The sequence below is a fragment of the Labilithrix sp. genome (assembly GCA_019637155.1).
Lineage (GTDB): Bacteria > Myxococcota_A > Polyangia > Polyangiales > Polyangiaceae > Labilithrix.
The window spans coordinates 137,087-148,661 of record JAHBWE010000017.1; the positions used below are offsets into that span (position 1 = coordinate 137,087).

The 11,575-nt window shown below is 72.4% G+C and carries 10 protein-coding genes; 4 read left to right on the forward strand and 6 right to left on the reverse strand.

Annotation, left to right across the window (positions count from 1 at the left end; translation table 11 throughout):
• Positions 1-10: 10 nt before the first annotated feature.
• Complete coding sequence (locus KF837_32720) at positions 11-379, reverse strand: DUF5336 domain-containing protein (protein ID MBX3232137.1); 369 nt, start codon at positions 377-379, stop codon at positions 11-13.
• Between the two features lie 157 nt (positions 380-536).
• Between KF837_32720 and KF837_32725 the strand changes: the two genes are divergently transcribed.
• Positions 537-1,829 (forward strand): hypothetical protein, encoded by a 1,293-nt coding sequence (locus tag KF837_32725; GenBank protein MBX3232138.1) that lies wholly within the window; start codon positions 537-539, stop codon positions 1,827-1,829.
• Here the strand turns inward: KF837_32725 and KF837_32730 are convergent.
• From KF837_32730 to KF837_32745, 4 genes are all read right to left on the reverse strand, one after another.
• On the reverse strand, positions 1,810-3,354 hold the full coding sequence (locus tag KF837_32730; protein MBX3232139.1) for a methyltransferase regulatory domain-containing protein: 1,545 nt from the start codon (positions 3,352-3,354) through the stop codon (positions 1,810-1,812). The two genes, KF837_32725 and KF837_32730, sit on opposite strands and share 20 nt — an antisense overlap.
• On the reverse strand, positions 3,351-3,740 hold the full coding sequence (locus KF837_32735) for an MAPEG family protein (GenBank protein ID MBX3232140.1): 390 nt from the start codon (positions 3,738-3,740) through the stop codon (positions 3,351-3,353). Before KF837_32735 ends, KF837_32730 begins: the two co-directional genes overlap by 4 nt.
• Before the next feature lie 28 nt (positions 3,741-3,768).
• Positions 3,769-5,424 (reverse strand): hypothetical protein, encoded by a 1,656-nt coding sequence (locus tag KF837_32740; protein ID MBX3232141.1) that lies wholly within the window; start codon positions 5,422-5,424, stop codon positions 3,769-3,771.
• A 148-nt stretch (positions 5,425-5,572) separates the two neighbouring features.
• The gene (locus KF837_32745; GenBank protein MBX3232142.1) at positions 5,573-6,127 is read right to left on the reverse strand and encodes a hypothetical protein; all 555 of its coding nucleotides are present in this window, start codon (positions 6,125-6,127) and stop codon (positions 5,573-5,575) included.
• 133 nt (positions 6,128-6,260) lie between these two features.
• Between KF837_32745 and KF837_32750 the strand changes: the two genes are divergently transcribed.
• Complete coding sequence (locus tag KF837_32750; GenBank protein MBX3232143.1) at positions 6,261-7,220, forward strand: hypothetical protein; 960 nt, start codon at positions 6,261-6,263, stop codon at positions 7,218-7,220.
• A gap of 19 nt (positions 7,221-7,239) precedes the next feature.
• On the forward strand, positions 7,240-8,553 hold the full coding sequence (locus tag KF837_32755; GenBank protein ID MBX3232144.1) for a ferritin-like domain-containing protein: 1,314 nt from the start codon (positions 7,240-7,242) through the stop codon (positions 8,551-8,553).
• 2 nt (positions 8,554-8,555) lie between these two features.
• On the opposite strand, the gene KF837_32760 is transcribed toward KF837_32755, so the two are convergent.
• Positions 8,556-10,805: a PQQ-dependent sugar dehydrogenase gene (locus tag KF837_32760; protein MBX3232145.1), complete on the reverse strand. Its 2,250-nt coding sequence runs from the start codon at positions 10,803-10,805 to the stop codon at positions 8,556-8,558.
• 158 nt (positions 10,806-10,963) lie between these two features.
• On the opposite strand from KF837_32760, the gene KF837_32765 reads away from it, so the two are divergent.
• Positions 10,964-11,482, forward strand: a complete 519-nt coding sequence (locus KF837_32765) for a pyridoxamine 5'-phosphate oxidase family protein (protein ID MBX3232146.1) — start codon at positions 10,964-10,966, stop codon at positions 11,480-11,482.
• Positions 11,483-11,575: the final 93 nt, after the last annotated feature.

Genomic DNA, 11,575 nt, shown 5'->3' on the forward strand with positions numbered 1-11,575 from the left:
CGCGCGACGCTCATGACGGCCGTGACGAAGGTCGTCGGCCCGCTCGCTTGGCCGCTACGTGAGTCGCGGCGGCAGCCAGGCCGGCGGCGAGCGCGAGGGCGGCCACGATCGTCGCGGCCGAGAAATACTGCTCGAGGCGCACGCACGCTGCGCCATGTTGGAGACGGCACTCGTTCTCGAGCAGGACGCAGAACGACGCGAGGTAGACCGCGAAGCCGAGCGCTGCCACGGCGAACGTCAGGAGCACGAGCGGGAGGCGACGCTTCACGCAGTCAAAGGTGGTGGGTGACGGCGTCCTCGATGCGTTCGCGGCCTGGACCGCGGCTGCGCCCGAGTCACGGACGGGCGCCGTCTCGACGGGGCGCGGGAGCGTCGCCATGCGCGGATCCGAGGTTTCGTTCGCTTCGGAGACGTGTCGCGCTGACGAAATGTTTCGGCGCGCCGAGCGGGTTGTCATTCTGGCGTAGAGCGCGGGCCGCGCACGCGCGATCGTGCCGGGATTCGTGGCGGAACGGCGGTTGCAGCGCGGCCGAGCGATGAACGACTTCTGGCGGCGGCTGCTCTATCGCTGGTTCATTCAATACAACCCGCTCTACCTCGTGAGCGCGATGCTCGTCCTCGGCGGGACGGTCCTCACGTCGAAGGGGCTCGCGACCGAAGGGAGCCTCTACGGTCCCCTCGGCGTCGCCGCGATCGCGGAGCTCTACGCCGTCGCGCTCATCGGCGGCGCCGCGCTCCTCACGCGCATCGGGCAGCGACGCGCCGCGGTCATGCTCGCGCTGCTCACCGCGCTCTATCAATGCGACCTCACCCTCCACACCGAGACGTGCGCGTCGCTCGGGACGATCGGCGCCTTCGCGGCGGCGGGGTGGTTCGCGCTCTTCGCGCTGAAGCTGTTCGCGCTCGCGTGGGCGACGAAGGTGCACCTCTCGCGCGCCGCGATCGCGACCGCGCTCGTCGGCGGCGCCGCGCTCGTGTTGGGGCCGTTCCTGATGGACGAGACCAACGCGAGCCAGCGCGGCGCGATCGTCGCCGCCGTCGTCTTCGCGCTCGGGGTCCTCGGCCCCGCCGCGAACGTCACGTCGAAGGACACGCTCGACGCGTGGGGCCAGACCGTCCTCCGCCGCACCGTCGCGAGCGTCCGCGCGCTGTGGGGGCTCCTCTTCGCGCTGCACGTCCTCTTCTGGGCGGCCGATCGCGACATCGCGCTCCAGGCCGTCGTCCCCGCCGCCGCCTTGCTCGTCGCGCGCCGCGTCCGCAAGGAGGGCGCGACGTGGGCGATCGCCGCGACGGTCTCCGCCTTCGTCGCCCTCGCCGCGCCGGGGTTGCTCGCCGTCACGCTCCTCCTCGCGGCGGCGACGCTCGCGCTCGGCGCCTTCGATCGCGTCCCCGTCACGCGCCGGATCGTCGGCGAGACCTCGGGCCCTTACCGCATGGGCGAGACGCACACGAAGATCGACTGGGAGCTCGTGCTCGTCCCGATCGGGCCCGCCGCGAAGGCGCGGCTCCTCGCCGGCGCGCTCCTCTCCCTCTACGGCGGCGTCTGGTCGATCGGCTGGCGCGGCGGCGCCTGGCCCGCGCACTCCGTCGCGCTCGACCTGTTCGTCCTCGTCGTCGCGATCGCGATCGCGCTCCGCGTGCGGCCGCGCCTCTCGCTCCTCGTGCCCGCCTTCGCGGGGACCCACGCGCTCGCGGTGTCGGGCCTCGTGCCGACGCCACACACGATGCTCGGCTGGGGCTCGAGCGCGCTCGCCCTCGGCTTCGCGCTCCTCCTCGGCGCCCTCGCGACGAGCTACCGCCTCCGCCGCCTCACGGCGCCGGACGGGTGATCCCGAGCTCGACGAGCTTCGCGAGGCGGCCGGCGCAGAGCGTCTCGATCGCCTTCGCGATCACCTGCTTCTGCTCCGGGCGCTCCGCGACGAGGCGGCCGTCGATCGCGAGGCGGAGCTCGTGCCGCTCGACGAAGTCGCTCACCCATCCCGCGCGCTCGGGGCCGCGCGTCTCCGTCAGCGCGCGGAGCGCGAGGCCCTCGAGCGCGGAGGAGCGGAAGCCCGTCCCCGCCACCTCCGACGCGAGCACGAGCGGCTGCTCGCTCGTGAGGCGGCGCAGCATCATCTGGTTGTAAGGAGAGGGCACGACGAAGCGGTCCTCCGTGTCCGGCGCCGGCGCGCGCGTCGGCCCCGAGAGCGGCACCACGAGCTCGGCGAGGAGGAGGCGCTGGAGCGCGGCGCGGAGCTGGTCGGGCGGGTACCCCGCGAGCTCGGGGCGCGACGTGCGCAGGTGCTCGAGCGTCGCGCCGCCCTCCGCGAGCGCGGCGAAGAGCGGCTCGAAGATCGGCGCGCCGAGCTTGACGGTGCGGAACGGGAGCGCGATCTCGCGCGTCGCCGGGAGCGCGCTCACGATCGTGCCCCAATGGGTCGCGTCGAGGAGGTCCTCGAACGCCGACGGCGAGCGCGGCGCGCGGCCCTTCACGTAGACGTCGCGCCGGAAGAACTCGTTGAGCGCGAAGTCCTTGAGGCTCTCGAAGGTGATGCGATCGGTCGCGGCGAAGGCGCGCTCGCAGGACTCCGGCACCGCGGTGTCGCGGAAGTCGAGGTGGAGCGGGAGGACGCCGGCGAAGTGGAGATCGCTCTCGCTCATCTCCCATGCGACGCGCGCGAAGTACATCGGCGCCCAGTGATCGTGGAGGTACTCGTGGATGACGTACGGCAAGCCCACCTTCGACATCGTGTCGAGCATGTGCCGCGCGGCGGGGTTCATCGTGAAGTACTCCGCGCCCGCGTTCGCCATCTCTCGCGCGAACTCGAGGCCGCGGCGCGCGCGCTCCATCGTCGGATCGTCGGCCTTGCCCCCGAGCGGCGAGAGCAAGAGCTGCCGCAGCGGCTCGACCGCCGCCCAGCCCGGCATCGCGTTGTAGGTGACGAAGAGGAGCCCGCCCGGCTTGAGCTTCGCCTGCGCGAAGGCGCGGAGCTGGGCGCGTTTGTCGGGGGAGATCCAGGAGAGGACGCCGTACGCCGCGATGTAGTCGAACTCGCCGACGTCCTCCTCGAGGAGCGCGCCGAAGTCCTGCTCGAGGAACCCGACGTTGTCGAGCGCGCCGTCGCGCGCGAGCTTCTTCGCCGAGGCGACGTGCTCGCGTCCGATGTCGATCCCGAGGAAGCGCGCGCGCGGGTGCGCGGCCGCGAGCGCGGAGAGGGTGTCGGCGTGGGCGCAGCCGAGCTCGCAGTAGTCGAAGTCGTCCGCCGGCGGGGGCGTCACGCCGCCGGTCGCCGCGGCGAGGCGGAGGCGCGCCGGCGCGAGCTCGTCGATGAAGTGGCGGACGTACGCGACGTCGCTGACGTACCCCGCGCTCATGCGACGAGCCGACTCAGGATCGCGAGGCACGCGACCGTGGCGACGAGATAGGCGAGGCTCCGCACGCGCGTGATGCCGGCGACGTACACGAGCCCGTGCGCGGCGCGGGCGACGACGTAGACGATCGCGGCGAGCGCGCTGACGCGATCCGCGCGCCCGGTCACGTGCACGACGAGGACGGCGGTGAGGAAGAGCGGGAAGACCTCCTTGTGGTTCGCGAGCGCGCGGCCGGCGCGGCCGACCCAGTCCGGGAACTTCGGATCGACGTCGCGGTTGCCGACGTTCCACGCGACGCCCGCCGCGCGCGTCTTGCCGGTCGCTTCGACCTGCACCAGGACGGCGCCCCAGAGCGCATTCAGCACGAGACAGATCAGGTCGGTCGTCATGACCGACGCTTTACCAGATCAGCGCGCTCTACGGTCGATAGGTCACGAGGCGGAAGGAGGCGGCCGGCACCTCGATCGCCGCGAGCTCGCCGGGGGAGAGCGGCGCGCCGGCGATCTCCGCGTCGGCGGACGCCGCGTCGAGCGTCGCGCCGTTGATCGTGAACGACGTCCCCTCGAGCCCGCCGCCCGCGAGCGTGAGCGCGTCGCCGCTGCACGGCGTGAAGCCCGCCGCCTCGACGCGGACGCGCCTCGGCTGCGGCGTCTTGTTGATCAGCGCCACCGTCATCGCGCCGTCGGACCGGAGCGCGGCGTGCGCGGCCACCGCCGTGATCGACGACGTCTCAGCCCCGACGAAGCGCTCGCCGAAATACCGCGAATACATCCAGAACGTGCCATACGTCGGCCGCGGCGCGTCGCCGGGATTGGCCACTAGCGCGCATTTATGACTCGAGACACTATGGAATATCCAGCGGAGCACCGCCTGCGGGCCGTATTCGGCATAACGGCCGAGCGCGTCGGCGTACCAGAGGCCCGCCGCGACGGTGTCGGAGATCTCGGCGCCGGCGGCGGGGCCCGGGTCCTCGGCGATCTCGGTGATCCAGACCTTCGCGTTCGGCGCGTGACGCGCGCGCAGCGAGTCGAGGGCGGGCATCACCTCGTCGACGTAGCCGAGCCCGGCCGGGTGCCAGTCGGGCGCGGTCTCCTGAAAGAGATGGGGGATGCTGATCCGCGCGCTGCTCGCCGGATCTTTCTGCCCGGAGTCGAGCGGGTAGTAGTGCCAGGAGACGCCGTCGATCCGCCCGCCGGTGCCGGCGAGGATCGGCCCCATCCAGTCGACGGTGCCGCGATGCCCGTTGACGTGGGCGCCGGTGAGGAGCTCCGGGCCGACGAGCTTCACCGCGGGATCCACCGCCCGGAGCGCGTCCGCGTATTCGACGATCTGGCGCGCGGCGGTCGCCGGATCCGGGACGACGCCGTCGGTGAGGTCGGGCTCGTTCCCAAGCTGGAGCCAGCGAACGCCGTATCCCTTCTCGACGTTGAGGTAACGGAGCAGGTCCGCCGCCGCGGCCGCCGTTCCGCGCTTGATGTTGATCCCGATGAGCGGCTCCGCCCCGACCGCCCGCGCGAGCGCGACGAACGCGTCGAAGTCGGCCGGCTGCAGCGTGAGGTGGCCGGTCTGCCCGCCCCCGCCGCGCGGCCAGACGTACTCCTGCGAATGATGCCCCGCCGGCCAGCGCAGGACGCCGGGGCGCAACGCGCCGAGGAGCGCGAGGAACGGCGCGCGCGGCGACGGCGCGTAGTCGCTCTTCATCCAGTCGGCGATGCTCATCCCGTAGAAGAGCCGCTCGATCGCGACCGGCGCGGCGTGCCCCTTCGGACCGCGCGACGCATCGACGCGGACGACGACGTCGCCGTCGCGCGGCTCCGCGGGCGCGGGCGGCGAACAGGACACCGGCGGCGACGCGTCGGACGCATCGGTCGCAGAGCCGGCGTCACCAGGCGGCGGAGGAGGAGGCGGCGGCGAGGGGCTCGTGCCCGGCGGCGGCGCGCCCGGAGCCGACGGAGCCGACGGTGCGATCGGATCCGCGTCGCGCGCCGTGCCCTCCGAAGGCTGCGTCGGGTCTTGCGTCGAGCACGCCGCGACGACGCTGAGCGACGTGAACCAAGCTCGTAGCGAACGCATCGACCGGAAGCGTGAGCACCGCGCGTACCGAGCATCCCCGGCGAAAGCTCGAGAATGGAATCCTCGCGGAGTTTCGGCGACCGTCTCGGCGCGGGTGTCGGAGCGTGCAGCCGCGACCACACCAAACTGTCACGGCGCGCCCGCACGGTCACGGGCAGCGAACGCCGCGGATCCACTCGTCGATGACGTTCACGCCGGCGTCGTCGACGAGGCTCCGGCCGAGCGGCGGCATCCGTTCGCCGTTGGTGAGGTGGAGGAACGCGAAGCCGAGGAAGCCGCCCTCGATCGCGGTCTCCACCGGACGCCCGGCGAGCGCGCCGAGATCGGCGACGACGGTAGGGCGCGCCGGCGGCTCCGTGGCCGGAAACGACACCATCGTCCCCGTGCGCGACGAGACGAACCACCGCGACGGATCGCCCGGCGGCTGCGCCATCATCATCGTCTGCTCGAGCGCGACGCCCTGGTACACGCGTTCGAGCTTCGCCGGTGACGTCGACGGCGGCCGCGCCGGCGCGACGCACGACGTGTTGATCGGCCGCCGATCGAGCCCAAACTCGGCGACCGTCGGCGGGACGAAGACGTCGACCGACGCATCGCCGCCCGCGCTGCCGTCGTTCGTCCCCGGCGCGGAGCGGGTGTCCGCGGCGTCACCGCACGCCGCGACGACGCCGATCGACGCAACCCAAGCTCGTAGCGAACGCATCCCCCGAAGCGCGAGCACCGCGCGTGCCGACGCGCCTCGTGGTCGAGGGCGGAAGGAAGCCGCGATCGATGGGGCGATCAGGGGCCTCATGGCCTGGTAGGCTCCTGGGATGCGCCGGCTTCGGCGAACGACGATGGCTTCACTCCTGGCGCTCGCCGCCTGCAACGAGATCGTCGGGTTCGGCGATCTGGAGCGGGCCGGCGCCGATGCGCCGGAGGGTGAGGACGCGGGCCGTCCTCGCGACAGCGGAGACAAATCGATCGCCGACGTGCTCACCCCGGACGTCCAGACGCCGACGGCGCCGGACGGCGGACCGCGATGCAGTCCTACGAAGCCCTTCGCGCCGCCGGAGGCGATCGCGGAGCTCGACGGAGCGGACCAGACGCGGAGCGCGATCATGTCCGGCGACGAGCTCGAGATCTTCTACCTCCGCGGCCTCACGACGCCGTTCGAGCTGCGTCACGCCCGGCGCGGGAGCGCGACGGATGCCTGGGACGCCCCGAAGACGGAGGTCATGACCGAGTCGCCCGTCCTCCTCGGCTCGCTGACCGCGGGCGCGCTCAAGCTCTATTTCTACCAGCCGATCGTCGGGTCGGAGCCGTCCAAGGTGTTCTTCGCGACGCGCCCGCGGCGGGACGAGCCGTTCGGCGCCGCGAGCCGCGTGGGCGGGATCGTCGTCAACGACCGCTACGTCGTCTCGACGGCGGACGACGTCGCCTACACGTCGCGCGGCACCACGGGGGACGGCGGCGTGCTGGAGAACGAGCTCCTCCAGGCGACCGTGTTCGCGAACTCGTTCGGGACGCCGAAGCAGGTGCCCGGCATCCACGCGCCGGGCGCGAGGGACTCGCGTCCGGTCGTCAACGACGGCGAGACGATCCTCGTCTTCGCGTCGGCGCGACCGGGCGGACCCGGCGCGCTCGACCTCTGGATGGCGACGCGCGCGTCCAGGACGGACCGGTTCTCCCCGCCGTTCCGGATCGACGAGCTGAGCAGCCCGTCGGCGGAGATGCCCTCGTGGATCTCGGGCGACGGCTGCGTCGTGCTCTTCGATCGCGGGTCGCAGTTCCTGATCGCGCGCCGGCCGCTCTGATGCGAGCTACGCTCCGGCGATGCGGCCGCAGACGCTCTCACGCATCCTCCTCGGCGCCATCGCTGCTTCCCTCGCGTCGTGCGGGAAGGTCGACGCTCCGCGCGACGTCACGTCCGCCGACGGCGGCTCACCGGGGACCGACTTCGACTGCTCCGACGAGAAGAGCGCCTACGAGGCGCTGCGCGTCGCGACGGGCGCGGACTACCTCGAGCTCCGCGAGTCGGTGGAGGAAGGGGCCTCGACGACGACGGCGCAAGCCGGGACGGTGTGCGCGAGCGCGACCGACGCCGCCGCGTGCGAGGCGGCGCTCCAGAAGGCGAGGGCGACGACGGGCGACCTGATCGCGTGCAGCGGCGGCTGCATGCGCCGGATCACGAGGACCCTCGTGTATACGAAGGGCGACGCCGCCGGCGTCCTCGCGCGCCCCGCGGACGTCCTCGCGTTCGTCGGCGCCGTCGACGCGCCGGCGAAGGCCTGGTTCGTGGCGGAGACGCAGTCGGGGACGTCGGACGTGAGCTGCCGCGCGGGCGCGATCCGCGAGAGCGCGGCGGGCTACACCGTCGACGCGACCGGTGACTGCGGCGCGGAGGAGGTCGTCCTCGACGTCGCTCGCGCCGGCGCCGTGACCGAGGTCTCGCGCGCGAAGAAGCAGCCGTCGACGTGCGGGTGCGCGTGCGTCGGACGACGCCCGGCCGGCCTCGTCGCGCGCCGTCCTCGCGCGGCGCCGTCTCCGCTCGCCGCGCACTTCGTCGAGATGAGCGAGCTCGAGGCGGCGTCGGTCGACGCGTTCACGAACCTGCGCCGCGAGCTCACCGCGCACGGCGCGCCGCTCGCGCTCCGCCGCGCCGCGACACGCTCCGCGCGCGACGAGGTGAAGCACGCGCGCATGACCGCGCGCCTCGCGCGTCGCTTCGGCGGCTCGCCGCGACGCCCCGAGGTCCGCGCGCTGCCGGTGCGGAGCCTCTTCGAGATCGCGCTCGAGAATTCGGTCGAAGGTTGCGTGCGCGAGACCTACGGCGCACTCGAGGCCACTTGGCAAGCGCGCGCGGCGGAGGACCCGCATGTCCGCGCCGCGATGGCCGTCATCGCGCGCGACGAGACGCGTCACGGCGCGCTCGCGTGGCGCGTCGCGCGCTGGATCGAGCCGCTCCTCTCGGCGGAGGAGCGCCGCCTCGTCGCGGACGCGCGCCGAGCGGAGGTGACGGCGCTCGCCCGTCGCGCCGCCGCGACGGAGGTCGATCCCGATCTCGTCCGTCGCGCGGGCTTGCCGGACCTCGAGCGGGCGAAGGCGTTCGCGGCGTCGCTCGAAGCGACGCTCTGGAGCGCGGCCTGACGTCACTTCGCGCGCGGGAGCGACGCGATCCAGTCTTCGACGACCTTCACGCCGTCGGGATCGACGAGGCTCCGGCCGAGCGGCGGCATCATGAGGTCGTGGTTCGTGCTGCGGAGACGGTGAACGAGGAGCGAGCGGCTCGGCTCCCCCGGCGCGACGATCGGCGTCTGGAACGGGTCGAGCCCGAGCCCCCTCGCGACCGGGATGTTGTGGTTCGGCGCGCCGAGGAGGCCGCGCTCGCTCAGCGGGACCCCCGGCTCCGCGCGCCACGTCGGTCCGCCGCCGGTGTAGCTCGCGCCCTCGTGGTGGCAGCCGGAGCAGTTCGCGGCGAGGTACGCGAGCGCGCGGTCCTCGAGCGACGCGCCGGGATCGGACGGACGCGCGAGCGCGGCGGGCCACGTCGCGATCGCGGCGGGATCGAGCACGCCTCGCTCCGCGAGCGTCTGCTGCTGCGGCTTGCCGTCCGCGACGACGTGGAGCTGCCTCGCGGTGAACCCGAGGATCCGGTTCTCCGCGCGGTGGCAGCTCCAGCACTCGCCCCAGCTCGGCGTGTGCCAGACGCGCTCCGGGCCCGTCGCGGCGTCGACGAAGCGCTCGTCGAAGCCCTCCGGCGCGAGCACCGCGTCGGTGCCGTCGGCGTTCCAGCGGTACGAGAGGCCGTAGGTCGTCTCGTCGCCGACGACGAGGACGCGCGTCTCGAGGCGCCGTCCAGCGGGGAGCTCGAAGTGCTTCACGAAGCGCGTCCCGACCGGGAACCGCAGCTCGCCGTTCGCGCCGACGTCGATCCTCTGCCCCGGCGGCACGCTGACGAAGCGCCGCTTCGCCGCGCCGTCGGACCAGAGCGGCGCGTTGATGTCGTACGGCACGACGCCGTCCTCGGGCTCGAGCGTCGCGAGGTCCTTGAAGAGCGTCGTCTCGACGAGCCGCCGCGGGACGTCGCGCGGGCTCAGGTCTTTCACCAGCTTCGCGATGCCGTCGAAGTGGAGGACGTAGAGCTCGCCGTCGGGATCCTCCGCGATCGCCATCGGGGTGCGGCGCCACTCGCTCGCGACGATCGTGCGGCGCGCCCGAGGCGTGGCCTCGACGTCGAGCGCCCAGACGCGGCCCGACGGCCAGTCGGAGAAGACGTATTGGCCGGTGAGCTCGGGCAGCGCCGCCCCGCGGTAGACGAAGCCGCCGAAGATCGCGGCGAGGTCGCCCATCTCCGCGTGCGAGTACGCGAAGACCGGATCCTTCGAGACGCCGATCGTGACGCTGCCCGCGTTGCGGGTGAGCTCGCCTTCGCGGAAGGGCCACTGGTAGTTGCCGCCCTCGACGATCTCGTTCACCTCCTCGCGGAAGGAGTCGCCGACGTCGCCGGCCCACATCCGGCCCGTCGCGCGATCGAACGAGAACATGAACGGGTTCCGCAACCCGAGCGCCCAGAACTCCTCGAGCGCGCCGGGCGTCCCGACGAACGGGTTGTCGTTCGGGATCATGTACCCGGTCGTGGATCCTCCCTCCGGCTGCTTCGGGATCGGGTGGCTCTTCGCCGGATCCGAGTCGACGTCGATGCGGAAGATCCCCTCGAACAACGCGCGCGCGATCGTCTGATGATTGACCGAATTGATGTCGTCGCCGTTGCCGAAATAGAGGAAGCCGTCCGGGCCGAACGCGAGGCGCCCGGCGTTGTGCTCGGGCCGCTCCTCTTCTTGTTCGATCATCACGAGCGGCGACTCGAACCGCTCTGCGCCGGCGCTCCACGTGTAGCGGACGAGCCGCTGCTTGTTCTTCGGCTCGCCCTTCGCGTTGTACCAGACGTACGCGAACGGCTTGCCGGCGCCGAACGCGGGGTGGAGCGCGAAGCCGAGCGCGCCGCCCTCGCTCTCGAGCGCGACCTCGCCGCTGATGTCGAGCACGTTCCGCCGCGCGCCGTTCTCCATCACGATCACGTTGCCGCCGCGCTCGAGGATGAACGCGCGGCGCTCGGGCGGCGCGGTCCACACGATCGCGGCGGGGATCATCATCTTCATCGTCGGAGGGAACGCCTCGACGAGCGCGTAGCCGCCGAGCTCCGGCGTCTCGAGCGGGAAGTCGCGCTTCACGACCGGCGCCGGCGCGACGTCGTCACCGCCGTCGGCGCGGGCGGGATCCCCGTCCGGCCCGGACGCGCGAGCGCCGCTGTCGCCGTCACCGTCACCGTCGCCGCACGCGACGATCGCAGCGAAGAAGAAGAGGAGAAGCGTAGCGACGAGACGTGAGCGAAGAGACAAGGAGGACTTCTCGATCTCGTGGAACCACGCGGTCCCACGTGTGGCAGCTTTGCGACGCGACCCCACCGAGAATCCCGGTCGAGGCCTGCAATCCGAGCCACCGTGCAACGCTCGAGCCGCCGCCCTCGACGGCACCCTCTTCGCATTCACTCCCCGTCATGGGAGAGAGCAGCAAGGCACACCTGAAGGAGCTCCTCGAGTCTTTCGACGACGCGATGTTGATCACGCGGCACGGCGAGGAGATGCACGCGCGACCGATGGCGGTCGCCGACGTGGAGGGAGCGAACACGCTCTGGTTCGTGACCTCGACCGGCGCGCCGAAGTCGGACGAGATCCGCCTCGACTCGCGCGTGTCCGTCACGTTCCAGTCGTCGACCCGCTTCGTGGCGCTCAGCGGCCGCGGCGTGCTCGTCCACGACAAAGCGAAGATCGATCAGCTCTGGAAGCCGTCCTGGAAGGCATGGTTCCCGAACGGGAAGGACGACCCGTCCATCGCGCTCATCCAGGTGACCGTGACCGACGCCGAGCTCTGGGACAACGCCGGCTTGAAGGGGATCCGCTACGCCTTCGAGGTCGCGAAGGCCGCGCTCACCGGGACGACGCCGGACGTCGACGCCGCGCAGCACGCCCGCGTGAAGCCCACCAACGGGGACGCGCCGGTCTCGTCGCGGCACTGAAGGCGGCCGCGACCAGAGCACACGGGGCACCATTGCCCCACACGATCGTTCCACGTACCTTCCCCTCTTCGCTCGGGAACCTTCCGCCCACGG